We start from the raw sequence: 23,661 nt of genomic DNA, 5'->3' as shown, positions 1-23,661 counted from the left end.
GGTGGGGGCAACGGTGCCAGGGTGGTGTGTCGCAGACCGGGCCGGGGAACCGCGTCCCGGCGGGTGTCGTCGGGCGGGTTGCCGGGGCGCGGGCCCGGCCCGGCCTGCGATCTCGGTGTTACGAATGAATATTTCTACGAATAGACTGGGGCGAACTCCTTCGGCGCGCCCGCCTGCGACCAGTAGGGCGACAGCGAGCGCAGCTTCGCGATGATGCCGGGGACCACCGCGATCACCCGGTCGATCTCCTCCTCGGTCGTCTCGCGCGACAGGGAGAAGCGGGTGGCGCCGTGGGCGGCGGTGTAGGGCACGCCCATCGCCCGCATCACGTGGCTCGGCTCCAGCGACCCGGAGGTGCAGGCCGACCCCGACGAGGCGGCGATGCCGGCTTCGTTGAGCAGCAGGAGGATCGCCTCGCCCTCGATGTACTCGAAGGCGACGTTGCAGGTGTTGGGCAGGCGGTTGGCCGGGTTGCCGGTGACGAAGCAATTGGGAACGGCGGCCAGGATGGCCTGCTCCAGCTTGTCGCGCAGCGCCTTCACCCGCGTGTTCTCGTCGGTCATGTGCATGAGCGCGAGCTGGGCCGCCGCCCCCAGCCCGACGATGCCCGGCGCGTTCTCCGTGCCGGCGCGGCGCGAGCGCTCCTGGTGGCCGCCGCGCAGCATCGGGCGGAAGCGCAGGCCGCGCTTGACGTAGAGCGCGCCGATGCCCTTGGGCGCGTGCAGCTTGTGGCCGGACAGCGACAGCATGTCCACGGCGCTGGTGGCGAGCGTCATCGGGATCTTGCCGACCGCCTGCACCGCGTCGGTGTGGAACACCGCGCCGGCCGCCTTGGCGAGCTGGGCCAGCTCCTCGATCGGGAAGATCGTCCCGGTCTCGTTGTTTGCCCACATGATCGAGACGATGGCGACGTCCGGCCCCAGCGCCGCCGTGTAGGCGTCGAGGTCGAGGTTGCCCCGCTTGTCCACGCCGATGCGGTGGACGGTGTAGCCGCGCTTCTTCTCCAGATAGTCGCACAGCGCCAGGACGGCGGGATGCTCGACCACGCTGGTGACGATGCTCTTCTTCTTCGGATAGGCCTCCAGCACCGACAGGATGGCGGTGTTGTCGCTCTCCGTGCCGCCGGAGGTGAAGACGATCTCGCTGTCATGGGCGGCGCCGAGCAGCGCCTGCACCTGCTTGCGCGCCCACTCGATCTTGCCGCCCACCGCGGCGCCGAAGCCGTGCATGGAGGAGGGGTTGCCGAACTGCTCAGTGAACAGCGGCAGCATCTCCGCCAGCACCTCCGGATCGACGCGGGTGGTGGCGTTGTTGTCGAGGTAGATGCCTTGCGCGGTCATGGCTCAGGCCCCCACCGGCAGGAGGGAGGCGGGCTTGACGCGGACGAGCTCGCCCAGCGCCTCGACCAGCTTGGCCTGCACGCCCATCATGGTGCCGGCGGACTGCGAACAGCCGGAGCAGGCGCCGGTCAGCCGGACGTAGATGTCCTTGCCGTCGATGTCCACCAGCTCCACGTCGCCGCCGTCGCGCTGGATCTGCGGGCGCAGCTCCTCGATGGCGACCATGATCTTCTGCATGCGCTGCACGTTGGTCAGCTTCGCCGGAGCGGCCTCGGCCTTCGGGGCCAGCGGCTTGATGGCGTCCAGCCCGACCGTGCCGGGGGCGTGGGACTTGGGCGGGGCCAGCGCGCCGGTTTTGGCGAGCACGGCTTCCAGCACCTCCTCGATCTTCTCGTGGCAGGTCTGGCAGGAGCCGCCGGCCTTGGTGTAGTGGGTGACCTCCTCCAGCGTGGTCAGGCTGTTGACGGTCACCGCGCGCTCGATCATCGCCGCGTCGATGCCGAAGCACTTGCAGACCAGCTCGCCTTCCTCGTGGTCGTCGACCCACTCCTCGCCCTTGAAGTTGGCGATGGCGGCGCGGAGCGCCTCGGCGCCCATGACCGAACAGTGCATCTTCTCCGGCGGCAGGCCGCCCAGATACTCGGCGATGTCGCGGTTGGTGACGGCCAGCGCCTCGTCCACCGTCTTGCCGATGATCATCTCCGTCAGCGCCGACGAGGACGCGATGGCCGAGCCGCAGCCGAAGGTCTGGAACTTCGCGTCCTCGATGACCTGGCTGTCGGGGTTGACCTTCATCATCAGCTTCAGGGCGTCGCCGCAGGTGATCGACCCGACCTCGCCCACGGCGTTCGCCTCATCCAGCGCGCCGGCGTTCTTCGGGTTGAAGAAGTGTTCCTTGACCTTGTCGGTGTAGTTCCACATGACGCCTTGCCTTTCCCGACGTTATCGGGTGGGGGGAGAGTGTTCGGGGTTAGTGGGCGGTGCCGCAGCCGCCGGCCGACGGCACGGAGGAGCAGCTTCCCCCCGGACCCGCCGAGAAGGACTTGCCGCAGCCGCAGCTGCCCGTGGCGTTGGGGTTGTCGAACTTGAAGCCCGCGCCCTCGACCCCTTCGACGAAATCGACCACCACGCCGGTCAGGAAGGGCTGGCTGGTCGGGTCGACGAAGATCGTCACCGGGCCGAAGGTCAGCACCGCGTCCTCGTCGCCCGCCGTGGCCTCCAGCCCCATCTGGTACTTCATGCCGGCGCAGCCGCCGTCGGCCACCGCGATGCGCAGGCCGGCCGCGGCGCCGCCGGACTTCGCCAGCACGCGCTCTAGGGTGTTCACCGCCGCATCCGTCAGGGTCACCATGTCTGCCGCCTCCAAATGCTTCGTCGGGCATGCCGACCGTTCCTGGTCATAGGAACAGCAAGCGGCGTGCCAAATTCTAAGTCTTTGATTTTGATAAATTGTCAGGTCGGGTGGCTGGTGTTTTCCCGACAATTGTCGGGTCGGGGGCATGTCGGCTTTGCGACATCCTGCGACGAAAGGACGCACAATTTGATTATGGGCTTTTGCGAAACCGGCTTGCGGCCCATACAGGATTGTCGGTCGGGCGCACGGTTTCGCGAAACAACGGAAGGGGACGGGTGATGGAGCGGCCGGTCGAACTGCGGATGTCCAACGGGCGCATGGCCTTCGGCGAGGTGCCCGAGCACATCGACGAGAAGCTGCAGGAGGCGGTGAAGGCCCGCCCCGACGCCGCGGCCTGCGAGGCCCTGCTGTGGGAAGCCCACCGGATGGGGCCGCGCGTCCTGCCGGTCTTTTACGCGCTCTACAAATTTTATTTCAACCGCAAGCGCTTCGCGGACGCGGAGCGGGTTGCGATGATCGGGCTGGACGCGGCGGCGCGCGAGGGCGGCTACGCCGGCGACTGGCGGAGCCTGTGCGCGGACAGCACGGATTGGGCGACGGAGGGGCCGCCGCGCTTCACCCTGTTCACCCTGAAGGCGCTGGCCTTCATCAGCCTGCGCAGCGGGCGGGTGGAGGAGGCGAGGGCGATCCTCGCCAAGCTGGCGGAGATCGACCCGCAGGACCGGGTCGGCTATGGCGTCATCGCCGCGCTGGCGAAGGGCCTGGGGGAGGAGTGACCTGGGAAGAGGGGTGAATGACGGTTTGCTTCCGTCAGTCACCCGACCCGAAGCACACGGCCTCCGCGCCGCAATCGCGGCAGACCGGGGCGCCGCAGGGGATCAGCCCGTCCCGCGCGCAGAGGAAGCGGTAAAGAAAAGCCTTCCAGCGGGTGCCGGTGGCGTTGAGCCGGGACAGCGAGTCGAAATGGCGTTCCATCAGCGCCGCGAGGTGGCTGGGGCCGGCCAACCCGAGGTCCCGCCACAGCTCGCCCTCGTCGAGCATGGCCCGCGCCACGATGGCGGCGAGCCAGCCCTCCTCCTCGATGCCCAGAGAGCGGTGGGCGAGCAGAAGAGCGGCGATGTCGTCCGCTTCGCTCTGGAGAAGCGGCGGCAGGGGGGTGGGGGAGCTGTCGGGAACCGGCAGGCCGGCCGCGAAGGCGCCAGGAAAGTATCGGTCGAGAAGCTGGCCGAGCGCCCGCTCGTCGAGGCCGAGCGCGCCAGGACCCGCCGGCCAGCGGCGGGCCAGGATGCAGGCGAACAAATGCGCGTCGAAGACGTTGCAGCGCCCCTGGCGGTCGGTCAGCCAGCGGTACAGACGCGTGGTGTCGCCCGCCCCCGGCGGGGCGGTGTGCAGGATGCCCATGGCGTGGGTCCTCCGGGGGCGGTCAGGCCGCTTCAGGCAAGGTGGGCGGCCGTCAGGCCGCCTGGGGCAAGTGGGTGATGCAGCTCTTGGAGCAGACCTTGCCGCAGCTTTCGCAGCCGATGCAGTTGCCGGCGTTCTTGACGCTCATGACCTTCTTCTCGGCCTCGTCGTCGAAGGCGTCGACGATGTCGCCGTCCTCGGTGATGCCGATCAGCTCCAGCACGTCGCGGCCACAGACCTTGAAGCAGCGGCCGCAGCCGATGCACATCTTCTGGTCGACGCTTTCCACGAATTTCGGCGTCCAGGCGGCGCCGCCGCGGGTGGTGCCGGTCACGAACTCAGCCATCGTCTGCTCCTCAATCGGGCTTGGTGTGTTGTTTGGTGGAGGTGTGGGCGGGCGTTGCCCCCACCCCGGCCCTCCCCCGCTGACGCAGGGGAGGGAGATGATCGCGAAGCGGCGTCCGTTCCCTCCCCTGCGATAGCGGGGGAGGGTTAGGGTGGGGGCACGGCTTACCAGTCAGGCCGCTCAGGCGGAGGCCGTCTCCAGCGCCTTCAGCGCGGCGCGCTTCTCGGTCAGGGCCTTGTAGGCGTCGTGGGTCTCCTGGGCGACCTGGAGGATCGACTGCCAGTTCTGCGGCAGCTCCTCCGACAGGTCGTGCAGGTCCATCTTCTTCTGGGTCGCGCGGGCGTTGAGCTTCTTGACCTCGTCCTTCAGGGCGTCGATGTCGGACATGGCGGAATCCTCACAGGTCGGCGACGTCGGGGTACTTGCGGATCAGCGCCACGGCTTCCTCGACGATCTTGGCGCCGTCGGCGGCCAGCTTCTCCAGCGACGGGAAGCCGAAGCGGTGGACGTCGCGCAGGTGCTTCGACACCACGACCAGCCGGCCCGTGGTCAGCACCATGCGGCCAAAGCCCTCGTGGCTCATCTTCATGATGGGGGAGGCGATGTGGCCGGTCTGCTTCTCGACCGTGATACCGACGGCCTTGTAGAACAGCTCCAGCCGCCACAGCGTGTCGGGATCCGGGTCGCCCATGATCGGGATGGCGGCGCGGGCCTCCTTGTCGAGGATGAAGGGAGCGAGGATCGTCTCGTCGCTCTTGCCCTCCCAGGCGCCGTAGCTGTCTTCGGCGCGGAACAGCATGACCAGGGTCTTCAGGAAGGCCTCGGCGAGATCGCTCCCGGCGGCCACGGTGGTGTCGGTCATGCTCTCAATCCTCCTCGTCGAAGGCCAGCTCCTGCGGCTGGCCGGCGTTCAGGGCCTTGCGCAGCCAGGGCGGCGGGTTGCCGTTGATGGTTTCGACCAGACGGTCGAGCAGGGCGGTGATGGTTTCCGTGGCCTCCACCTTCACGGGGTGGATCTTCTTCGCCACCACGCGGGCGGCGGCGGAGGCGCCGATGGCCGACAGGTAGACGATGGCGCAGTCGGCCAGCGCGTCGAGCTTCGGGATCAGCTTGTCCTCGTTGCCGTCCTCGAACATCGAGCCGCCGAACTGGCAGGTCTCGACCATCGTGTAGCCGGCCTTGTCCACCTCGTAGACCACGATGTTCTTGGCCCACCCGAAATGCGCGTCGACGTGCTGCATGTCCTGGGTGCAGAAAGCGACCTTCATGGAACCTCCTTTGCGGGGCCGGCCCTCCTCGGCCTGGCCCACCACACTCAGCCGGCGCTGCATCCGCATGATCCGCTCCCGCAGTGCTGGCCGTGTTCATGCCCGTCCCCGTGCGGATGACCGTGAGCGTGGCCGTGGCCGTGCTCGTCGTGGTCCATCTCGCGGGACAGGAACAGGTTGCCGATCTCGAACAGAAGCTCGCGCGTGCCGCGGTAGCCGACATGGACCTTCAGCCCGGCGCCCAGCCGGTCGAACATCGGAAGGCCCATGCGGTGCAGCGGCACCCCGATGCGCGCCGCCCCCTGCCGCCCGTGCGAGTTCGACACGATCAGGTCGGCGTCGCGGGCCAGCGTCTCCACGTCGGAATGGTCGCCGACCATGACGGTCGCGGCCTTCAGCTTCTCCAGCACGGCGGTCTGGGTGGGGGAGACGGCGGCGATCACCTCCGCCCCCATGTCCGCCAGGAAGCTGGTGACGGCGTAGAGCAGGTCCGGCTCCAGCGCCACGGCGATCCGCTTGCGGCTGTAGAAGAAATGCCCGTCCAGCATGCCGTCGACCAGCGTCTCGCGCTGGCGCCGCAGCTTCGCCGGCACCGGGCGGCCCGACAGCTCCGACAGGGTGCGGACGAGGCGGTCCGACGCCTCAAGCCCGGTCAGCCGGTCGAAGAAGACGCTGCGCACGTCGGTCTTCAGCTCCAGCGCGGCGGCGGCGACGCGCATGTGCTCCCCGATCACCAGCGTGGCTTCCGACGCGCCCATCGACGCGATCTGCTCCACCGTCACGCCGCCCAGCGAGGTCGCCGTGAAGTCGTCGGGCTGGCGGCCCGACATGGACAGCGACAGGTCGGGCAGAAAGATCGGCGACAGGCCGAAGCTCTCGATGATGTCGCGCAGCTCCTCCACGTCGCCCGGCGACAAGTGGCAGCCGGCCAGCACGTTGATCTGGCCCTTCACCGTCTTGTCGGACGGCTGGACGACCTCCTCGACGATGCCGGTCACCGCGGCGGAGAAGCCGTCCTCGAACCCGCCGGAGAAGTCCGGGGTGTTGGCGAAGACCAGCTTCAGGCCGGCCAGGGCGGGGTTGCGCTGGCGGAACAGCGAGTACTGCCCGGCCATGTCCTCGCCCTTGGTCTCGGTCACGCCGGTGGTGGCGACGCCGATCAGGGCGGGCGCGTTGCGCTCGTGGATGGTGCGGACGGCCTGCTCCAGATTCTCGTAGCCGCCGAGGATGGTGGAGACCTGATCCATCGCCGTGGTCTGGAGCGGGATGGCCTCGCGGAAATGGCGGACCAGCAGGACCAGACCGAAGGCCGTGCAGCCCTGGCTGCCGTGGAACAGCGGCATGCAGCGGTCCACGCCGAGGAAGGCGAGCGCCGCGCCCAGCGGCTGGCTCATCTTCAGCGGGTTGGTGGAGGCCGCCTTGGCGGAGTGGGGGAAGCGCTGGATGGTGCCCATGGCGGTTACGCTCCCACCGGCTTGGCGTCCGGCCTGGCGTCCGGTTTCAAATCCCAGGGGGCGGCCAGACGCACCTGCCGCCAGATCGGGTTGGACAGGGTCTTGTCGATTTCCTCGCACAGGTTGACGATGCCGTCATAGCCTGCGTAGGGGGTGTGGCGCTCCTGGTTCAGGTCGAGCCACGGCACCTTGGCCTTCAGCGCGATGAACTGCGACCGGCCGCCGGACATCATGATGTCGGCCTCGCTGTCGCGCAGCATCTTGTAGATGTCGCGGGGCTTCAGGTCGTCCCACTGGTGGAACTCCTCCCCCTTCATCTTCTTGATGCGCTCCTTGTCCTCCTTGGTGGATTTCTTGGTGGAGGTGCCGACGATGGTCAGCCCGGCGCCTTCCAGAGCGGTGACCATCGACCAGCTCTTCACGCCGCCGGTGAACAGCAGGACGCGCTTGCCGTCGAAGCGCGGCTTGTAGGGTTCCAGGCGCCGCCAGACGCGGCTTTCCTCACGGGCGATGACGCCCTCGGTGCGGTCGATGATCGCCTTGTCGGCGCCGCGCTCCACCAGCATGCGGGCCATGGTGCGCAGGGTGTCCGACATGTCCGACACGCCGTAGAAGGAGCCTTCGAAATAGGGGATGCCCCAGCGCTCCTGCATCTTGCGCCCGACATTCACCAGCGCCTGCGAGCAGACCACCATGGTCAGCCGCGCCCGGTGGGCCTGCGCCACGTCGTTGTAGCGCCCGTCGCCGGAGATGCAGGACAGGATGCGGATGCCGATCTCGTCGAGCAGCGGCTTCACCAGCCACAGCTCGCCGGCCAGATTGTATTCGCCGACGATGCAGATGTCGGTCGGGGTGGTGACCTCCGGCTCCACCGTGCCGATGACGTGGTCGAGTAGGGTCTCGCCGGCCAGCTTGTTGCCGAGGTTCTTCGACCCGACGAAGCCCGGCGCCATCACCGGGATCACCGGCTTGCCCAGCTTCTTCGCGGCGAATTTGCAGACCGCCTCGATGTCGTCGCCGATCATGGCGGGGACGCAGGTCTGATAGACGAAGACGGCCGGCGGGTCGTACTGCTGCACGATCTCCTTGATCGCCCGGTAGAGCTTCTTCTCGCCGCCGTGGATGATGTCGAGTTCCGACATGTCCGTGGTGAAGCCGGTGCGGTAGAGCTGCGAGCCCGACGATTTGGTGCCGCGGTTGTCCCAGGAATTGCCGAGGCAGGCGATCGGACCGTGCACGAGGTGGGCGGCGTCGGCGATCGGCTGGAGCGCGATCATCGCGCCGTCATAGGCGCAGCCGCCGGCGGCGGCTCCCGGCTTCAGAGCCTTGGAGCACCCCTTTTTCCGCTCCTTCTCCGACTTGGCTTGGTTGGTGGAGCAACCCGGCTCGTTGAAGACGTCCTGGAGCTTTTCCTGGAGCATGACCTTCTCCCGCCATTGGCCGACATCGGCGCCTGTGGGCCGGTCATATGCAGGAGGTGTGCCAGACGATGAATTGTTTATATTCAATAAGTTGGGGCAAGTGGCCCCATGTGCGATACCCGACAATGGCGGACTTTGTCGGGTATCGCACAGCCTGGATCGAGGAGGGGGCCGCGTGAGGCGGACGCCCTCAACGGGCCAGGACCTTGGCGGCTTCCTTGGTTTCCGAGACGGCCGAGGCGATCTGGGTGATCGCGGCGTTGATGGCGCCGATGTTGTGATCGACGGCGCTGACCGAGGCCGACGCGTTCTGCATGTTGGTGGACATGTCGCCGGTCACCGCGCTCTGCTCCTCCACCGCTCCGGCGGAGACGGTGACGAACTCCATCAGGTTGCCGGTGGCTTGGCGGATGTTGCCCAGCGACGCGACGACGTCGGACGAGACGGCCTGCATGCCTTCGATCTCCTTGGAGATCTGGGCGGTCGCGTTGGCCGACTGGTTGGCGAGATTCTTGACCTCGTTGGCGACGACGGCGAAGCCGCGCCCGGCCTCGCCGGCACGCGCCGCCTCGATGGTGGCGTTGAGCGCCAGCAGGTTGATCTGGCTGGCGATGGAGCTGATCAGATCGACGATGCCGCCCATCGCCTTGGCGACCTCCGTCAGGCGCGCCGCCGCCCGGTCGGCGTTCCCCGTCTCGTCCATCGCGGTTCTCGCCGCCTGGCGGGAGCGGATCATGCTGTCGGCGATCTCGCGGGCCGACGCGGCCAGCTCCTCCGCGCTCGCGGCGACGGTCTGGACGGTGCCCTGGGTCGCGCCCGACCTCTGAGCGGCGTCCTCGGCCTGCCGGCCGGCGGCGGAGAGCGCGGTGTCGATTTCGGTGAAGTTGTTGTCGATCAGGGCCTTCAACTGGTCCAGCAGTTGCACTTGCTGGGTGATGTCGGTGGCGAACTTGACGATCTTGGACAGCCGGTTGCTGGTGTCGAACACGGGGTTGTAGGAGGCCTGGATCCACACGACCCGCCCGCCCTTGCCGATCCGCTTGTACTGGGCGGCCTGGAAGCGGCCCTGCCGCAGGCTCTCCCAGAAGGCCCGGTAGTCCGCGCCGCCATGCTCGGCCGGATCGACGAAGGTGCTGTGGTGGCGCCCGGCGATCTCCGGCAACGTGTAGCCGAGCAGGGACAGGAAATTTTCGTTGGCGGTGATGACCGTGCCCTCGGGGGTGAACTCGATCACCGCCTGCGACTTCGAGATCGCCTCCGCCTTGCCGCGCAGATCGAGGTGCTCCCGGTGGCGCTCGGTGACGTCGGTGCAGACCTTGACCACCTTGTGGGTGACGCCCTGGCGGTTCTTGATCGGGTTGTAGGAGGCTTCGATCCAGACTTCCCGACCGCCCTTGCCGATGCGCTTGTAGAGGGAGGACTGGAACTCGCCGCGACGCAGCCGCTCCCAGAAATCCTTGTATTCCGGGCCGTCCTGGAGGCTTGTCTCGACGAAGATGCGATGATGCTTCCCTTTGATCTCTTCGAAGCTGTATCCCATCCATCGGAGAAATTGGTCATTTGCCGACAATATGTTGCCAGATGTGTCAAAGGTGATTATGCCATTAGATTTGTCTAATGCGTCCGTGATCTCGGCTGCCTCAGCATTCTTCGATTTTAGAAAGGCTCTGAAAGGCATGGTGATTGTCCTTGGCGCGTCAGGCGGGAAACTTGTTTTGAGGCTAAAAGGATTTTGGATAAAGAATTATTAATTACTCTTCGTGTGGCGACTCATCGCGGCGGGAACGAAGGTATTCGTCGGCCTATGTATTTTGGACGAGGCTATATTTCTGCAATTTTCTGTTGATGGTCTGGACATTCAGCAAGTGGTGATGGGCCATTTTCAGGTTTGTTGCATGACAAGATCATTCAACCGGGGGCTATGCGCGCGTTCGCACAAAGGCGGATGGGTTCCGCTGTGCCGAGTGCTCCTCGTTGGAAAGCTGTGCGAAGGCGGGAATTGCAGCGGGCGTTCGGTGTGCCGCTGTGCCACTTCCACCGCTGGTGACGGCGGCGTGGCGTCGCCGGCCGCGGCTCATCCGGATCGGGCGGTCGCGGGGGCCGGAAGCGGGAGCCGGGAAACGGAAAAGCCGGAGCCCCCCTTGCGGGTGGACTCCGGCTTTCCGGGGAAGCGGCCGGGCGGGGGGATGGAGGCCCCGCGCCGGCCGGGGGAGGTCAGCGCACCAGATCGAACGAGTAGTCGGTCTCGCCGACGATGTTCGTGTTGGCGTCCATGTCCTCGAAGATCCGATCCAGGATGCGCACCAGCACGTTCAGAGCGCCCTGGTAGCCCCAGGTCGGGTAACGGTGATGGTGGTGGCGGTCGAAGATCGGGTAGGTCAGGCGGATGAGCGGGATCTTGGTGTCGCGCTCCAGATACTTGCCGTAGCTGTTGCCGATGATGTAGTCGACCTTGTCGGTGAACAGCAGCGAGCGCAGGTGCCAGAGGTCCTTGCCGCCGTAAGCCTTGCCGGACTTGCCGAACGGCGAGGCGTCGAGCGCCTTCTGGACCTGCTTCTCCCACTTCTTCGAGCCGGAGGTGGACAGGATGTGCACCGGCTCGGCGCCCAGCTCCATCAGGAACTTCGACATGCCCAGGCAGAAGTCCGGGTCGCCGTACACGGCGAAGCGCTTGCCGTGCAGGTGGGTGTGGCTGTCGGCGATGGCGTCGACGAGACGGCCGCGCTCCAGCTTCAGCTCCGCCGGGACCGGCTTGCCGGACAGCTCGGCCAGCTTCAGCAGAAGCTCGTCGGTGCCGGTGACGCCCATCGGGTAGTTGTACTTGGCGACCTGCTGGCCCTTCTCCTTGATGAACTGCAGGGACTGCGGGGTGCAGTATTCCTGCATGGAGATGGTGGCCTTGGCGTGGACGGCCTCCTTCGTGGCCTCCAGCGGGGTGCCGCCGTCATACATGCGGTACTCGCCGTCGGCCGGGGTGTCGAAGTTGTCCGACACGTCCGACAGGATCGTCAGGTCGATGCCGAACAGGCCGGCGATGCGCTTCAGCTCGCGGTTGTTGCCGACCGCGAAGCCGTCGAAGCCCGGGATCAGGTTGATCTTCTCGTTCTTCGGGGTGTCGAAATTCTCCGATGTGCCCCAGAAGTGGGTCAGAACGCCCTTGATCATGTTGTCGTAGCCGACGATGTGGCTGCCGACGAAGGCCGGGGTGTGGGCGAAGGGAACCGGGAAATCCGCCGGGACGCTTTCCTTGTTCTTCGCGTTGTTGATGAAGCCGGAGAGGTCGTCGCCGATGACTTCCGCCATGCAGGTGGTCAGCACGGCGATCATCTTCGGCTTGTACAGCGCGTAGGCGTTGGCCAGGCCGTCGATCATGTTGTTCAGGCCGCCGAACACCGCCGCGTCTTCCGTCATCGACGAGGAGACCGCGGAGTTCGGCTCCTTGAAGTGGCGGGTGAGGTGCGTGCGGTAGTAGGCGACGCAGCCCTGCGACCCATGGACGAAGGGCAGGGTGCCCTCGAAGCCCTGGGCCGCGAACATCGCGCCGATCGGCTGGCAGGCCTTCGTCGGGTTGATGACGACCGCCTCACGGGCGAAGTTCTTTTCCTTGTACTCTTCCGTCTTGGTCCACGCGGAAACCCGGGCGACCTCTTCGTCGGAGTGGCCGTACTCGAACTCCGTCTTCTTGCGCTCGAACAGCTCCTTGTATTCGGGCTGACGGAAGAGCGTGAAGTGGTCGATGACCTTGTCGGCGCTCTGGGAAACGGGGTGGGACATGCTCATTACTCCTATCTTCCAGAGGCCGCTTTAGAACGGAGCCTTCATGATGCCCCAGACGGGGTTGTTGATGGCCAGATCCATGTCGCGGGCGAAGATCGCGAAGCCGTCGTAGCCGTGATACGGACCCGAGTAATCCCAGGAGTGCATCTGGCGGAAGGGCAGGCCCATCTTCTGGAAGACGTACTTTTCCTTGATGCCCGAGGCGACGAGGTCCGGACGCATCAGCTCGACGAACTTCTCCAGTTCGAAGGCGGTGACGTCGTCGTAGATCAGCGTGCCTTCCTTCACATAGTGCTGGGTGCGCTGATAGTCGTCGTTGTGGGCGAACTCGTAACCCGTGCCGACGATCTCCATGCCCAGGTCATGGTAGGCGTCGACCACGTGGCGCGGACGCAGGCCGCCGACGTAGATCATCACCTTCTTGCCTTCGAGCCGCGGCTTGAACTTGGCTATGACGGCGTCGACCATCGGCTGGTACTTGGCGATGACCTTCTCCGCGTTCTCCTTGATGGTGTCATCGAAGAGAGCGGCGATCTTGCGCAGGGACTCGGCGATCTGCGACGGACCGAAGAAGTTGTACTCCATCCACGGAATACCGAACTTCTCTTCCATGTGGCGCGCGATGTAGTTCATCGAGCGGTAGCAGTGGATGAGGTTCACCTTCGCCTTCGGCGTGTTCTCCAGCTCGGCGAGGGTGCCGTCGCCCGACCACTGGGCGATCACGCGCAGGCCGATCTCCTCCAGCAGGATGCGGCTGGCCCAGGCGTCGCCACCGATGTTGTAGTCACCGATGATGGTGACGTCGTACGGGGTGGAGACGAAGCCTTCCTTCGGCTCGGTCTTCTCGAAGATCCAGTCGCGGATGACGTCGTTGGCGATGTGGTGGCCCAGCGACTGGGAGACGCCGCGGAAGCCTTCGCAACGGACCGGAACGACCGGCTTGCCCAGCTCCTCGGACTTGGCGCGGGCGACCGCCTCGATGTCGTCGCCGATCAGGCCGATCGGGCACTCGGACTGGATGGAGATGCCGTTGACGAGCGGGAACAGCTCGTTGATCTCCTCGATCACCTTGTGCAGCTTCTTGTCGCCGCCGAAGACGATGTCCTTCTCCTGGAAGTCGGAGGTGAAGTGCATCGTGCCCCAGCTGTCCACGCCGGTGTCGCCGACATAGTAGTTGCGGCGGCCGGACCAGGAGTAGTAGCCGCAGCCGACCGGGCCGTGGGAGATGTGGATCATGTCCTTGATCGGACCCCACACCACGCCCTTGGAACCGGCGTAGGCGCAACCACGGATGGTCATCACACCGGGGATCGACTTGATGTTCGACTTGACGCCGCAGTCCTTCGCCTCGGCCTCCAGCACGTTCAGGTGCTTGGCGCGGCGCTTGCGGGACTTCTCGGGATACGCTTCGAGAACCTTGTCGACGAGACCCTTGACGTCGACGCCTTCGTTCACGGACAGGCTCATGGTGCCAGTCTCCTGCATGCTCTCATTGTCCGCGCCACTGCAGCGCGGGACCGAGCCCCCTCTCTCCCACCCCGCGCGTGTAGGCGGGGTGGGCTGGGGAGGGGGCCAGTTCAGACCTGTGCCCCGTCAGGGACCCAGGTATCAGGCCTTGGCGGCTTCCTTGGCCTGGAGCTCGGCGAGCTGCTGCTCCTCCGACTTCATGATGCCGAAGTCCATCAGCATCTCTTCCAGCTCTTCCATCGTGATCGGGGTCGGGATGGTGCCCTTGCCCTTGTTCGCGTGGACCTTGTTGGCGAGCTGGCGGTATTCCTGGGCCTGCTGGCTGTCCGGCGCGTACTCGATCACGGTCATGCGGCGCAGCTCGGCGTGCTGCACGATGTTGTCGCGCGGCACGAAGTGGATGAGCTGGGTGCCGAGACGGGCGGCCAGGGCCGAGGCGAGGTCGATTTCCTTGTCGGTCTGGCGCTCGTTGCAGATCAGGCCGCCGAGGCGCACGCCGCCGCTGTGGGCGTACTTCAGGATGCCCTTGGCGATGTTGTTGGCGGCGTAGAGCGCCATCATCTCACCGGACATGACGATGTAGATTTCCTGGGCCTTGTTCTCGCGGATGGGCATGGCGAAACCGCCGCACACCACGTCGCCCAGCACGTCGTAGGAGACGTAGTCGACGTCGTCGTAGGCGCCGTTCTCTTCGAGGAAGTTGATCGAGGTGATCACGCCGCGGCCGGCGCAGCCGACCCCCGGCTCCGGACCGCCGGACTCGACGCACTTGATGCCCTTGTAGCCGATCTTGAGAACGTCCTCGAGCTCCAGATCCTCGACCGAGCCGGCTTCGGCGGCGAGGTGCAGCACGGTGTCCTGCGCCTTGGCGTGCAGGATCAGGCGGGTCGAGTCGGCCTTCGGATCGCAGCCGACGATCAGGATCTTCTGATCCAGCTCGACCAGCGCGGCCAGGGTGTTCTGGGAGGTGGTGGACTTGCCGATACCGCCCTTACCGTAGAACGCAATCTGGCGCAAAGACATGGGAGGTTACTCCTTTGCTTGGGTCTACAGGGTGTCTTCAATTCCGGGGCGGCCTGCCCAGCGGCCGCTTCGACCCCTTCTCTGCATCCCCCGTGCCAGTTCGCGGAAAATTTTTAAGTCATTGAAATTAAATAATAATATAGATTGCGGACGGGCGCGGTCCGCTTTGTCGGGCCTGTGACATACCCGACAAAGCCCGACATTTTGTCGGGTCTCTCGCAATGAATCGGAAGGGATGGTGGACTGGCGCCCGAACGGCGCCTTCGCGCCGTCAGGCGGCGGCGTGGTTCAGCGCGTCGCGGGCGACGACGAGGCGCAGGGCCAGCGCCTCCAGCTCGTCGCCGTCCTGGCCCATGTCATAGAGAAGCTGGGCCAGCGACTGGCCGCGGGCGAGCAGGCGGCGCGCCTTGGCCGGGTCGGCGGGGCGGGCCAGCAGGATGCCGACGAGACGCTCCCCGGCGATGCCGGCCAGCGCGCGGCTGCGTTCGGCCAGACGGCGCTCCAGCGTGTCGAGCACCGGCGGGCGCCCGGCATGGTCAAGGTCGGTGCAGAACTGGTGCAGGGAGCGGAGCTGGCGCAGCAGCGCCTCGAACAGCAGCTCGTCGAGGTCGCCGCCGTTGGCGGCCTTTCCGACAAGATCGAACAGTGTGTCGGAAAGCCGCCACGCCGCCGACAGGCAGTCGTTCATCGCCTTGCGGTCGGCGGGCTCGACGAAGGCGTTGGCCTCCTCGCGGTGCTCTTCCTGGTCGTCCAGGTTCCGCAGGGCGACGACGAGCAGCCCATCCACCGAGGCCAGCGCGGCGAGGCTGGCGTGCAGCGCCTTGATGCCGCGGTCGGCGCCGAAGCCGTCCATGGCCTCCGCGGCTCGGCGCAGCGCGTGGCGGGTCAGGCGGCGCGACTGGTAGACGACGTCGCGCAGCGCCACGGTGGCGCCCAGCGTCTCCAGCATCAGCCGCCGCGCCTCGAAGCGCAGCAGGGCGTGGGCGAGGCCGTCCATGGCGCCCGCGGTGGCGCCGGCCGGGTCGTCCTCCGTGGCCGATGTCTCGCCGCGCACGAGACGGTCGGCGTCGGCGCGGGCGTCGGCCTCGATGGCCGACACCACCGACAGCACCGCGCCGCGCCCGGCGCCGCGCAGCAGGGCGACCAGGGCGCGCAGCGCGGTGGCCACCTCCAGCGCGCCGGGCAACCCATCCTCGGCGGTGCTCTTGTTGTGGACGACGCGGTCGATCAGATGATCGCGCAGGCGGGGCAGCAGGACGTCCAGAATGATCGGGGCGGTCGGGCGCAGCAGCGCCTCCAGCAGGCGGCCCTGCGGCTGGCCGAGCATGGCGGCCAGCGGGTTGACCGGCTTGGGCACCAGACGCGGGCGGTGGGGCTCCAGCAGGGCCAGCACCTCGTCGCCGCGCAGCGGGGTGATGGTGCCGCGCAGCAGCCGGACGAGCGTCACGGCGTCGCGGGCCTCCCTGGCGCCGCGCAGCGGAACCGGCGCCCGTCCCGAACGCATCGGCATCTTTTCCGAGACGGCGGAAGGAAGAAGAACGCGCGGGGGCTGTACCGCCCGGTTGCGCGTCTCCTGTTCCTTACGCTTCATCGGCCACATGGCCTTGCCTCGTCTTGCGGTGCACTGAGTCCTGTTCGAAGAACTATGGTGTCGTCCGGTCATCCGTTCAAACGGATATTTTTTAGATATTTGGAGTAATCCAAAAGTTGTTTCAGCTGTTTAGTCGAATTGTTTTCGAATTCGAAATGTATTGCGGAGCGGGCGACCGTGTCCTGCGGTGACGCGGCCCCTTGGCGGACGCGCCGGTTCGCGGTATCCATGAAAGAATTGTGGATTTGAGAGCGCGATGGCGGACGGTTCGGCGAGCGGTGGCTTGAGGGATGCGCGGGGGCGGCTGATCGATCCGGATTCGCCGCTGGCGCTGAAGGCGCATCGCACCAACCTGCTGAACGTGACGGCGGAAGCGCTGTGCGCGGAATCCTTCAACGACGAGCCGCGGCGCCTGCGCATCGGCGGCACGCGCAGCGAGCACGCCGTGCTGTTCGAAGCGCTCGACGAAAGCCCGAACAGCCTGATCGCCGCCGACATCTTCCAGCATTACATGGCCTTCACCTTCGGGCTGAACCCGGACTTTTCCGGCGCCGAGGGCACGGACGGGCGGCGGCGCTACCGCGCCAGCTACCTGCGCCTGCTGAAGGGGTGGCTGTTCGACAGCAACAACGCCGAGGGGGCGGTTCTGAAGGGCTGGGTGGAGAGCCGGTTCGGCCTGCTGCCCACCTACCACAAGGAGCCGATCCTCCGCTTCGCCTCCGACGCGTGGCGGACCTACGGCGAGGAGAAGGTCGCCACCCGCTTCCACAACAACAACATCAACCTGCAGCTCGACCTGCTGTACGAATATTGCCAGTGGTGGATGCGCCGCGGCTGGCCGGACGCGCCGATGCCATCGCGCGCCAGCCACATCCGGCTCTACCGCGGCGTCAACGATTTCGAGGAGCACCACATCGTCGCGCGCCCCGACAAGCGCACGGCGGTCCTGCGCCTCAACAACCTCAGCTCCTTTTCCATCGAGCGCGACATCGCCGGCCAGTTCGGGGACTACATCCTCGAAACCTGGGTGCCGCTCACCAAGGTGGTCTTCTTCCGCGACATCCTGCCCCGCTACCCCTTCAAGGGAGAGGGCGAATATCTGGTCGTCGGCGGGGACTACAGGGTGGGGGTGTCGCTTCTCTGACAACCGATCACGGGACAGATCCGGCCCATGACTGACCATTCCATCCGCTCACGCGCGCTGGGCGCCTATCTCGGGCTGGCCTGCGGCGACGCGCTGGGCGCCACCGTCGAGTTTCTGACAAAGGGCGAGATCGCCCACCAGTACGGCGTTCACAAGCACATCAAGGGCGGCGGCTGGCTGAAGCTACCGGCCGGGCAGGTGACCGACGACACCGAGATGTCGATCCATCTCGGTCGCGCCATCCTGGCCGCCCCGGAGTGGGACGCCCGCCGCGCCGCGGAGGAGTTCGCCGTCTGGCTGAAGGGGGTCCCCGTCGATGTCGGGGACACGACACGGCGCGGCATCCGCCGCTTCATCATGCATGGCACCCTGTCGGAGCCGGAAAGCGAGTATCACGCCGGCAACGGGGCGGCGATGCGCAACCTGCCGGTCGCCCTGGCGACGCTGGGCGACGACGCCGCCTTCGAGCGCTGGACGGTGGAGCAGGCGCACATCACCCATTGCAACGCGATGTCCGACGCGGCGACCCTGACGCTCGGCCACATGGTCCGCCGTCTGGTGCTGGGCGGCAGCGTGCGCGACGTGCGCGACGAGTCGAACAAGCTCATCGCGCAGCACCGGCAGTTCAAATTCCAGCCCTACCGGGGCCTGGCCACCGCCTACATCGTCGATACGATGCAGACGGTCATGCACTATTATTTCCAGACCGATTCCGTGGAATCCTGCGTCGTCGAGACCGTCAACCAGGGCGGCGACGCCGACACCACCGGCGCCATCGCCGGCATGCTGGCCGGCGCCACCTACGGGGTGGAGACCATCCCGCCGCGCTGGCTGCGCAAGCTCGACCGCGCCGTCTACGACGAAATCTGCGCCCAGGTGGACGGGCTGCTCGCCCGCTCCCCGGCGCTCAAGCAGGGGTGACCGCGACCATGGCCGACGTGATCTTCTTCGAAAAACCCGGCTGCGCCGGCAACAACCGCCAGAAGGCCCTGCTGGCGGAGGCCGGGCACACCGTCCACGCCCGCGACCTGCTGTCCGAACCCTGGACGGCGGACCGCCTGCGCCCCTTCTTCGGCGACCGCCCGGTGGCCGAGTGGTTCAACCGCGCCGCCCCGGCGGTGAAGAGCGGCGATGTCGATCCGGACGCGCTGGACGAGGCCGCCGCGCTGGCGCTGATGCTCAAGACGCCGCTGCTGATCCGCCGTCCGCTGATGCAGGTGGGCGACCGCCGCGACTGCGGCTTCGAGGCGGAGCGGGTGGACGCCTGGATCGGGTTGGCCGCCGGAGCGCCGGAGGGCAAGCTGGAAGGCTGCGCCCGTGCCGGGATGCCGCCCTGCCCACCACCCAAGACAACCGATTGACGAATCGTGCCGCTCCGTTGGGTGACAAGAATCGGCACGGATTGCACGGATTGCGACACGGATTTCACGGAACCGCCAAATTACAGGATGTGTGATGTGCGGCCGCATGCACGGATCCAGCGGATTCCGTGAAATCCGGTTTTGATCCGTGAAATCCGTGTCGATTCTTGCCCGCCTGTGCCGCGCGCTGCGTTCAGGCGATCGCTGAGCCCACCACCCGCAAAGGGGTGACGGGATAACCCGGACTGTCGTAGGTTTGCCCCCGTCCTGTCTGATACCCGACAATCCTGCGATGGGGGCCGATCCATGTGCGAACTCCTGGGCATGAGCGCCAACGTGCCCACGGACATCTGCTTCAGCTTCCGCGGCCTGATGCGCCGCGGCGGGCAGACCGGTCCGCACCGCGACGGCTGGGGAATCGCTTTCTACGAGGGGAAGGGCTGCCGCGCCTTCCACGACCCGGCGCCGAGCTGCGAGTCGGAGATCGCGCGGCTGGTCAGCAGTTATTCCATCAAGTCCTGCGTGGTGATCTCCCACATCCGCCGCGCCAACCGCGGCCGGGTGTCGCTGGAGAACACCCACCCCTTCACGCGGGAGTTGTGGGGCCGCGTCTGGACCTTCGCCCACAACGGCCAGCTCAAGGGCATCAAGGACCGGACGCTGACCTTCTACGAGCCGGTCGGGGCGACGGACAGCGAGCACGCCTTCTGCTGGCTGCTCGACCAGATCCGCATGCAGTATCCGGAGCCGCCCAAGAGCAGCGGCGCGCTGATGCGGCTGATCCGCGACCTCGCCACCGACCTCGGCACGCTGGGCGTCTTCAACATGCTGCTCAGCGACGGGCGGTACCTGTGGTGCCATTGCGCGACCAACCTTGCCTGGCTGACCCGCAAGGCCCCCTTCGGCCCGGCGACGCTGATCGACGAGGACATGAGCGTCGATTTCGCCAAGGAGACGACGCCCGACGACGTGGTGACGGTGGTCGCCACCCGCCCCCTGACCCGCGACGAGGATTGGACCGTCATGAAGGGCGGCGAGATGGTCGTGTTCAAGGGCGGCAATCGGGTGCGCTGACCGGGGATTGTTCTGATCCGCGCAACGAAGATTGGCGAAATCGGAGCTCAATCGATTGGCGTAAGCGGGCTTATGGTCACTTCCGAGACAAACCGAAGCGGTGACGGTGCCGGACCGGCGCCCCGCTTCCCGGACAGGAAGACGTGACCATGAAGATCCTTCGCATCGACTCCAGCCCGCTGGGCGACGCCTCCGTTTCGCGCCAGCTCACCGCCTCCATCGTCGCGGCGCTGCGCCAGGCGACCCCGGACGCCGAGGTGACCGTCCGCGACCTGACCGTCGCCCCGCCGGACCACCTGACCGGCGAGCTGATGCAGGTCGTGAAGTTCCGCAACCTGGAGGGCCTGACCGCCCGCCAGCAGGAGGAGCTGGCCCTGACCGACGCGCTGGTCGACGAGTTCCTGGCCGCCGACGTCGTGGTGATCGGCGCCCCGATGTACAACTTCACGGTCCCGACCCAGCTCAAGGCCTGGATCGACCGCATCGCCCAGGCCGGCCGCACCTTCCGCTACACCGAGACCGGCCCGGTCGGTCTGGCCGGCGGCAAGAAGGTCTACATCGCCTCGACCCGCGGCGGCGTCTACTCGACCAACGCCGCGATGAGCGCGCTGGACCACCAGGAGTCCTTCCTGCGCACGGTGCTGGGCTTCCTGGGCGTCACCGACGTGACGGTGATCCGCGCCGAGGGCGTCGGCATGGGTCCGGACGCCCGCGCCAAGGCGCTGGCCGCCGCCCAGCAGGAGATCGACGCCTTGGCGACCCCGGTCGCGGCGTAAGGGGTGATTGTTCCCTCTCCCCTCTGGGGAGAGGGTTAGGGTGAGGGGGTTGCGCTTTTGCCGGACGTAGCACCCTGTGCAACCCCCTCACCCGGCCCTTCGGGCCACCCTCTCCCCAGAGGGGAGAGGGGAGCTTCGCGACGCGCTCGCTTTAATTGGCCCCCATCGCCTCGCCGATCCGCCGGACGGCCTCGTCCAGGGGCAGATCGAGGCGGGTGATGTTCTGCAACTCCAGGAAGCGCGCCTCGTTCTTCGACAGCTCGCCCTCGATCACCGCCCAGTGCTTGCCCGACGAGCGCTTGGCGATCTGGCGGGCGAAGGTGCGCTGGATTTCCTGGTCGAAGCGGCAGCCGAGATAGAGGAAGCTCCGTCCCGCCCGCCGTTCCTGCACGACGGCGGGAATCGGCGTCTGGATGTCGATCTCCGTCAGGATCTCGACGAAGTCACTGTCGGAAATCAGGTAGTTCCCCGCCGGGGTGGCGCTGCCCGACGGCTTGTAGAGCAGGGTCTCCCAGCCCGACGCCGCGGCGGCTTCGACCTCCGCGCCGCCGGGCGCGTAGTATTTCACCCACTCGCCGACGCCCTGCGGGTGGGACAGGCCCTGGATCTGGCCCCAGTTCCGCCCCGCATCGGCGGTCAGCAGGCTGTCCAGCGTGTTGTCGTACCAGACATCGACGATCATCGGCGGGGCGGGCAGGGCGGCCAGCCACGCATGAACCGGCGTCGCCGGGACCTCGCGCTTGAAGATCTCGTTCAGGATGCCGTCCAGCGTCTTGCGGTGGCGACGCGATTCGATGAACTGGGCGACGGCGGTCAACTGGCTGCGGATGCGGCCCGGTGCGGCGACCTTGGCGTTCAGCCGCTGCGCCAGCTCCAGCGACGTGCGCGGGATCGGGCAGTCGGCCTCCGGCAGCAGCGCGAAGGCGCCCGGCCCGAGATAGGGCACCACGCCCCGCGCCTTCAGCGCCGCGGCGATCTCCGCGATGATGGTGTCGGTATCCGTGCTGGTGTCCGTGCTGTCGAGGACGGCGGTGTCGGTCATGCTAACCCCGTTCGGCTGGCGTTTGCCCCCTCCCTGACCCTCCCCCGCTGCGCAGGGGAGGGGATGAAAGGGACGCGTTTCACAAATAGATCGCCGCGCCCGCACCCGTGTTGACGGTGGCGTCCTTCAGCGTGTCCACGATGAACTGCACCTCGTCGGCGGTGACCTTGTGGTGCAGCGGCAGGGCCAGCACGCGGTCGACCGTCTTCTGGCAGACCGGGCAGTCGGCCCGGCTGGCGCCGCGCTCCTGGTAATATTGCTGGGTGTAGAGCGCCTGCCCGTAGTCCGACGCCTCGACGTCGTGCGTCGCCAAGTCCTCCAGCACCGCCTTGCGCCCCGAGGCGGTGAAGCGGGTGCCGAGATGCACGGCGTAGACCATCGGGTGCACGTCGTCGGCGCCCGGCCCCTTGTAGGGCGGCTTGATGCCCTCGAAGCTGGCCATGGCCGCCTCGTAGAAGCCGACCACCTCCCGGCGCTTCGCCAGGATCTCCGGCAGGCGCTTCAACTGGACGAGGCCCAGCGCGGCGGTGATGTTGCTCATGCCCGCCTGGAAGGGGATGGTCCGGGTGATGACCACCGTGTTGCGGTGTTCCATCTCGCGCCGGCGCAGGTAGCGGAGCTGGTGGGCGAGGTTGCGGTCGTCGGTGACGATCATCCCGCCTTCGCCGGTCACCAGCACGCCGGGTTCGGAAAAGTCGAAGATGGCGCAGTCGCCGAAGCTGCCGACCAGCTTCCCCTTGTAGGAGGAGCCGATGGCCTCGGTCGAATCCTCGATCAGGATCAGCCCCTTGTCGGTGGCGAGCGCGCGCAGTTCGTCCCAATGGGCGGGGTGGCCGTTGACGTTGCCGGCCAGGATGGCCTTGGTCCGCGGCGTGATCCTGGCCTCGGCCTTCGCCGGGTTGATGGTGTGCTGCCAGTAGTCGATGTCGACGAAGATCGGTTCCGCGCCGGCCAGCGCGATGGCGTGCTGCACCTGATGCCAGCCGAAGGGGGAGCAGAGCACCTCGTCCCCCGGCCCGATGCCGTAGGCCTTGAGCACCATCAGCGTGGCGATGGTGCCGCTGGACACCGCGACGGCGTGGGCGCGGCCGAGCCAGGCGGCGAAGGCCTGCTCGAACCCCTCCGTCATCCGCCCGTCGCCGAGGCTGCCGGAGGTGAGGATGCGGCTGACGACCGCCACCTCCGCTTCCGAAATGTCCGGGTCGATCAGCGGGATGTAGTCGCCAAGCTCCGCGTCGTCTTCGGCTGGGTTGTCCTGGGGCATCGTCATTCCGCGATCCTTGTTCAGTCGTCCTCGTCCCGTTGCGCGATCACCACGCCGGTCGCCGTCTCCGGCTTGTTGGTGATGAGCCAGCAATGGTTGGTGCCGTCCACGAGGTAGAGGTTGAAGCCGGGCTCCTCCCGGAAGGCGTCCTCCGCCATCACCGCGGCGTGCGCCCCGGTGACGTTGGACAGGTCCGGGTTCGCCTCGCGAACGGCGCGGACCACGGCGTCGAGCCGGGTGCCGCCCGCGAAGAGGCCGCCGGCCAGGGCGGCGATGGCGTCGATCCGTTCCGGGGACAGGGCCATGGCGGTCACTCCGCGCCGCGCTTCTTGGCTTCGACGGTGATGGGCAGGCGGGTGTCCGCCGGCATCTCCGGCAGGTCGAGGGTCCAGCCGTTGGCGACCTTGACCCAGCCGCCCCACAGGCCCGGCTTTTCCATCTCGGTGATGGGCTCCTCCAGGTCCTTCTTGGCGACGTAGATCGTGTATTGCTCACCGGCCTTGCGCACCATCACCTTCATGTCACTCTCCAGTCGTCGTGTTCTTGGCTGTCGTTTGG

The 23,661-nt window shown here is 66.9% G+C and carries 25 protein-coding genes; 6 read left to right on the top strand and 19 right to left on the bottom strand.

Annotated features, from left to right (window positions below):
- Nucleotides 1-134 precede the first annotated feature (134 nt).
- Genes nifS through DXK32_RS24390 form a run of 3 tightly spaced genes read right to left on the bottom strand, consistent with a single transcriptional unit; the run spans nucleotide 135 to nucleotide 2,691 of the window.
- On the bottom strand, nucleotides 135-1,340 hold the full coding sequence (nifS, locus tag DXK32_RS24400) for a cysteine desulfurase NifS (protein ID WP_114860865.1): 1,206 nt from the start codon (nucleotides 1,338-1,340) through the stop codon (nucleotides 135-137).
- A gap of 3 nt (nucleotides 1,341-1,343) precedes the next feature.
- Nucleotides 1,344-2,261: a Fe-S cluster assembly protein NifU gene (gene nifU, locus DXK32_RS24395; RefSeq protein ID WP_114860864.1), complete on the bottom strand. Its 918-nt coding sequence runs from the start codon at nucleotides 2,259-2,261 to the stop codon at nucleotides 1,344-1,346.
- Between the two features lie 49 nt (nucleotides 2,262-2,310).
- Nucleotides 2,311-2,691, bottom strand: a complete 381-nt coding sequence (locus tag DXK32_RS24390) for a HesB/IscA family protein (RefSeq protein ID WP_114860863.1) — start codon at nucleotides 2,689-2,691, stop codon at nucleotides 2,311-2,313.
- Between the two features lie 281 nt (nucleotides 2,692-2,972).
- Between DXK32_RS24390 and DXK32_RS24385 the strand changes: the two genes are divergently transcribed.
- Nucleotides 2,973-3,470: a hypothetical protein gene (locus DXK32_RS24385; protein ID WP_114860862.1), complete on the top strand. Its 498-nt coding sequence runs from the start codon at nucleotides 2,973-2,975 to the stop codon at nucleotides 3,468-3,470.
- A 34-nt stretch (nucleotides 3,471-3,504) separates the two neighbouring features.
- Here DXK32_RS24385 and DXK32_RS24380 read toward each other — a convergent pair whose 3' ends face one another.
- The 12 genes from DXK32_RS24380 to DXK32_RS24325 all read right to left on the bottom strand — a co-directional run bounded on the left by DXK32_RS24380 (nucleotide 3,505) and on the right by DXK32_RS24325 (nucleotide 16,361).
- Nucleotides 3,505-4,095, bottom strand: coding sequence for a nitrogen fixation protein NifQ (locus DXK32_RS24380; RefSeq protein ID WP_114860861.1), 591 nt, complete (start codon nucleotides 4,093-4,095; stop codon nucleotides 3,505-3,507).
- 52 nt (nucleotides 4,096-4,147) lie between these two features.
- Entirely contained in the window at nucleotides 4,148-4,441 is a 294-nt protein-coding gene (gene fdxB / locus DXK32_RS24375) for a ferredoxin III, nif-specific (protein ID WP_114860860.1), read from the bottom strand.
- A 180-nt stretch (nucleotides 4,442-4,621) separates the two neighbouring features.
- On the bottom strand, nucleotides 4,622-4,828 hold the full coding sequence (locus tag DXK32_RS24370) for a CCE_0567 family metalloprotein (RefSeq protein ID WP_114860859.1): 207 nt from the start codon (nucleotides 4,826-4,828) through the stop codon (nucleotides 4,622-4,624).
- A gap of 10 nt (nucleotides 4,829-4,838) precedes the next feature.
- The gene (locus DXK32_RS24365; RefSeq protein WP_114860858.1) at nucleotides 4,839-5,303 is read right to left on the bottom strand and encodes a NifX-associated nitrogen fixation protein; all 465 of its coding nucleotides are present in this window, start codon (nucleotides 5,301-5,303) and stop codon (nucleotides 4,839-4,841) included.
- 4 nt (nucleotides 5,304-5,307) lie between these two features.
- Nucleotides 5,308-5,709, bottom strand: coding sequence for a nitrogen fixation protein NifX (gene nifX, locus DXK32_RS24360; protein ID WP_035672311.1), 402 nt, complete (start codon nucleotides 5,707-5,709; stop codon nucleotides 5,308-5,310).
- A gap of 47 nt (nucleotides 5,710-5,756) precedes the next feature.
- Nucleotides 5,757-7,163, bottom strand: a complete 1,407-nt coding sequence (nifN, locus tag DXK32_RS24355) for a nitrogenase iron-molybdenum cofactor biosynthesis protein NifN (protein WP_114860857.1) — start codon at nucleotides 7,161-7,163, stop codon at nucleotides 5,757-5,759.
- A gap of 5 nt (nucleotides 7,164-7,168) precedes the next feature.
- Nucleotides 7,169-8,584 (bottom strand): nitrogenase iron-molybdenum cofactor biosynthesis protein NifE, encoded by a 1,416-nt coding sequence (nifE, locus tag DXK32_RS24350; RefSeq protein WP_114860856.1) that lies wholly within the window; start codon nucleotides 8,582-8,584, stop codon nucleotides 7,169-7,171.
- A 190-nt stretch (nucleotides 8,585-8,774) separates the two neighbouring features.
- Nucleotides 8,775-10,262, bottom strand: a complete 1,488-nt coding sequence (locus DXK32_RS24345) for a methyl-accepting chemotaxis protein (RefSeq protein ID WP_114860855.1) — start codon at nucleotides 10,260-10,262, stop codon at nucleotides 8,775-8,777.
- 536 nt (nucleotides 10,263-10,798) lie between these two features.
- A complete protein-coding gene (gene nifK, locus DXK32_RS24340) occupies nucleotides 10,799-12,358 on the bottom strand; it encodes a nitrogenase molybdenum-iron protein subunit beta (protein WP_114860871.1) in 1,560 nt (519 codons plus the stop codon).
- Nucleotides 12,359-12,388: 30 nt separating this feature from the next.
- Entirely contained in the window at nucleotides 12,389-13,828 is a 1,440-nt protein-coding gene (nifD, locus tag DXK32_RS24335) for a nitrogenase molybdenum-iron protein alpha chain (RefSeq protein WP_035672289.1), read from the bottom strand.
- Nucleotides 13,829-13,969: 141 nt separating this feature from the next.
- Nucleotides 13,970-14,851 carry a nitrogenase iron protein gene (gene nifH, locus DXK32_RS24330; RefSeq protein ID WP_014239786.1) on the bottom strand — a complete coding sequence of 294 codons (882 nt, stop codon included), beginning with the start codon at nucleotides 14,849-14,851 and terminating at the stop codon, nucleotides 13,970-13,972.
- A 271-nt stretch (nucleotides 14,852-15,122) separates the two neighbouring features.
- Complete coding sequence (locus tag DXK32_RS24325; RefSeq protein ID WP_247877320.1) at nucleotides 15,123-16,361, bottom strand: hypothetical protein; 1,239 nt, start codon at nucleotides 16,359-16,361, stop codon at nucleotides 15,123-15,125.
- A gap of 337 nt (nucleotides 16,362-16,698) precedes the next feature.
- Here DXK32_RS24325 and DXK32_RS24320 point away from each other — a divergent pair, with 337 nt between their 5' ends.
- The 5 genes from DXK32_RS24320 to DXK32_RS24300 all read left to right on the top strand — a co-directional run bounded on the left by DXK32_RS24320 (nucleotide 16,699) and on the right by DXK32_RS24300 (nucleotide 20,797).
- On the top strand, nucleotides 16,699-17,586 hold the full coding sequence (locus DXK32_RS24320; RefSeq protein WP_114860853.1) for an NAD(+)--dinitrogen-reductase ADP-D-ribosyltransferase: 888 nt from the start codon (nucleotides 16,699-16,701) through the stop codon (nucleotides 17,584-17,586).
- A 27-nt stretch (nucleotides 17,587-17,613) separates the two neighbouring features.
- Nucleotides 17,614-18,507 carry an ADP-ribosyl-[dinitrogen reductase] hydrolase gene (draG, locus tag DXK32_RS24315; protein ID WP_114860852.1) on the top strand — a complete coding sequence of 298 codons (894 nt, stop codon included), beginning with the start codon at nucleotides 17,614-17,616 and terminating at the stop codon, nucleotides 18,505-18,507.
- Nucleotides 18,508-18,515: 8 nt separating this feature from the next.
- Nucleotides 18,516-18,947 (top strand): ArsC/Spx/MgsR family protein, encoded by a 432-nt coding sequence (locus DXK32_RS24310; protein ID WP_114860870.1) that lies wholly within the window; start codon nucleotides 18,516-18,518, stop codon nucleotides 18,945-18,947.
- Nucleotides 18,948-19,253: 306 nt separating this feature from the next.
- Nucleotides 19,254-20,021 carry a class II glutamine amidotransferase gene (locus DXK32_RS24305; RefSeq protein ID WP_114860851.1) on the top strand — a complete coding sequence of 256 codons (768 nt, stop codon included), beginning with the start codon at nucleotides 19,254-19,256 and terminating at the stop codon, nucleotides 20,019-20,021.
- A 149-nt stretch (nucleotides 20,022-20,170) separates the two neighbouring features.
- Nucleotides 20,171-20,797: an FMN-dependent NADH-azoreductase gene (locus DXK32_RS24300; RefSeq protein WP_114860850.1), complete on the top strand. Its 627-nt coding sequence runs from the start codon at nucleotides 20,171-20,173 to the stop codon at nucleotides 20,795-20,797.
- Nucleotides 20,798-20,948: 151 nt separating this feature from the next.
- Here DXK32_RS24300 and DXK32_RS24295 read toward each other — a convergent pair whose 3' ends face one another.
- The 4 genes from DXK32_RS24295 to nifT form a co-directional block, all read right to left on the bottom strand.
- Nucleotides 20,949-21,839 (bottom strand): SIR2 family protein, encoded by an 891-nt coding sequence (locus DXK32_RS24295; protein WP_114860849.1) that lies wholly within the window; start codon nucleotides 21,837-21,839, stop codon nucleotides 20,949-20,951.
- 79 nt (nucleotides 21,840-21,918) lie between these two features.
- On the bottom strand, nucleotides 21,919-23,109 hold the full coding sequence (locus DXK32_RS24290) for a DegT/DnrJ/EryC1/StrS family aminotransferase (RefSeq protein WP_205215822.1): 1,191 nt from the start codon (nucleotides 23,107-23,109) through the stop codon (nucleotides 21,919-21,921).
- A gap of 14 nt (nucleotides 23,110-23,123) precedes the next feature.
- Nucleotides 23,124-23,408 carry a hypothetical protein gene (locus DXK32_RS24285; protein WP_114860868.1) on the bottom strand — a complete coding sequence of 95 codons (285 nt, stop codon included), beginning with the start codon at nucleotides 23,406-23,408 and terminating at the stop codon, nucleotides 23,124-23,126.
- 5 nt (nucleotides 23,409-23,413) lie between these two features.
- Nucleotides 23,414-23,623, bottom strand: coding sequence for a putative nitrogen fixation protein NifT (gene nifT / locus DXK32_RS24280; RefSeq protein ID WP_035672252.1), 210 nt, complete (start codon nucleotides 23,621-23,623; stop codon nucleotides 23,414-23,416).
- Nucleotides 23,624-23,661: the final 38 nt, after the last annotated feature.

The organism is Azospirillum brasilense (assembly GCF_003349955.1).
Lineage (GTDB): Bacteria > Pseudomonadota > Alphaproteobacteria > Azospirillales > Azospirillaceae > Azospirillum > Azospirillum brasilense_B.
This window is presented reverse-complemented; position numbering and strand designations above follow the sequence as displayed.

Excerpts from the sequence above, each read along its gene's own strand:
- DXK32_RS24290 (WP_205215822.1), bottom strand. The coding sequence starts at position 23,109 with ATGACGATGCCCCAGGACAACCCAGCCGAAGACGACGCGGAGCTTGGC.
- nifH (WP_014239786.1), bottom strand. The coding sequence starts at position 14,851 with ATGTCTTTGCGCCAGATTGCGTTCTACGGTAAGGGCGGTATCGGCAAG.
- DXK32_RS24365 (WP_114860858.1), bottom strand. The coding sequence starts at position 5,303 with ATGACCGACACCACCGTGGCCGCCGGGAGCGATCTCGCCGAGGCCTTC.
- DXK32_RS24285 (WP_114860868.1), bottom strand. The coding sequence starts at position 23,408 with ATGGCCCTGTCCCCGGAACGGATCGACGCCATCGCCGCCCTGGCCGGC.
- DXK32_RS24345 (WP_114860855.1), bottom strand. The coding sequence starts at position 10,262 with ATGCCTTTCAGAGCCTTTCTAAAATCGAAGAATGCTGAGGCAGCCGAG.
- DXK32_RS24305 (WP_114860851.1), top strand. The coding sequence starts at position 19,254 with ATGTGCGAACTCCTGGGCATGAGCGCCAACGTGCCCACGGACATCTGC.
- DXK32_RS24310 (WP_114860870.1), top strand. The coding sequence starts at position 18,516 with ATGGCCGACGTGATCTTCTTCGAAAAACCCGGCTGCGCCGGCAACAAC.
- nifK (WP_114860871.1), bottom strand. The coding sequence starts at position 12,358 with ATGTCCCACCCCGTTTCCCAGAGCGCCGACAAGGTCATCGACCACTTC.
- DXK32_RS24320 (WP_114860853.1), top strand. The coding sequence starts at position 16,699 with ATGGCGGACGGTTCGGCGAGCGGTGGCTTGAGGGATGCGCGGGGGCGG.
- DXK32_RS24300 (WP_114860850.1), top strand. The coding sequence starts at position 20,171 with ATGAAGATCCTTCGCATCGACTCCAGCCCGCTGGGCGACGCCTCCGTT.
- DXK32_RS24370 (WP_114860859.1), bottom strand. The coding sequence starts at position 4,828 with ATGTCCGACATCGACGCCCTGAAGGACGAGGTCAAGAAGCTCAACGCC.
- DXK32_RS24295 (WP_114860849.1), bottom strand. The coding sequence starts at position 21,839 with ATGACCGACACCGCCGTCCTCGACAGCACGGACACCAGCACGGATACC.
- nifX (WP_035672311.1), bottom strand. The coding sequence starts at position 5,709 with ATGAAGGTCGCTTTCTGCACCCAGGACATGCAGCACGTCGACGCGCAT.
- nifT (WP_035672252.1), bottom strand. The coding sequence starts at position 23,623 with ATGAAGGTGATGGTGCGCAAGGCCGGTGAGCAATACACGATCTACGTC.
- DXK32_RS24385 (WP_114860862.1), top strand. The coding sequence starts at position 2,973 with ATGGAGCGGCCGGTCGAACTGCGGATGTCCAACGGGCGCATGGCCTTC.
- DXK32_RS24325 (WP_247877320.1), bottom strand. The coding sequence starts at position 16,361 with ATGCCGATGCGTTCGGGACGGGCGCCGGTTCCGCTGCGCGGCGCCAGG.
- nifS (WP_114860865.1), bottom strand. The coding sequence starts at position 1,340 with ATGACCGCGCAAGGCATCTACCTCGACAACAACGCCACCACCCGCGTC.
- nifE (WP_114860856.1), bottom strand. The coding sequence starts at position 8,584 with ATGCTCCAGGAAAAGCTCCAGGACGTCTTCAACGAGCCGGGTTGCTCC.
- DXK32_RS24380 (WP_114860861.1), bottom strand. The coding sequence starts at position 4,095 with ATGGGCATCCTGCACACCGCCCCGCCGGGGGCGGGCGACACCACGCGT.
- nifU (WP_114860864.1), bottom strand. The coding sequence starts at position 2,261 with ATGTGGAACTACACCGACAAGGTCAAGGAACACTTCTTCAACCCGAAG.
- nifD (WP_035672289.1), bottom strand. The coding sequence starts at position 13,828 with ATGAGCCTGTCCGTGAACGAAGGCGTCGACGTCAAGGGTCTCGTCGAC.
- DXK32_RS24390 (WP_114860863.1), bottom strand. The coding sequence starts at position 2,691 with ATGGTGACCCTGACGGATGCGGCGGTGAACACCCTAGAGCGCGTGCTG.
- nifN (WP_114860857.1), bottom strand. The coding sequence starts at position 7,163 with ATGGGCACCATCCAGCGCTTCCCCCACTCCGCCAAGGCGGCCTCCACC.
- draG (WP_114860852.1), top strand. The coding sequence starts at position 17,614 with ATGACTGACCATTCCATCCGCTCACGCGCGCTGGGCGCCTATCTCGGG.
- fdxB (WP_114860860.1), bottom strand. The coding sequence starts at position 4,441 with ATGGCTGAGTTCGTGACCGGCACCACCCGCGGCGGCGCCGCCTGGACG.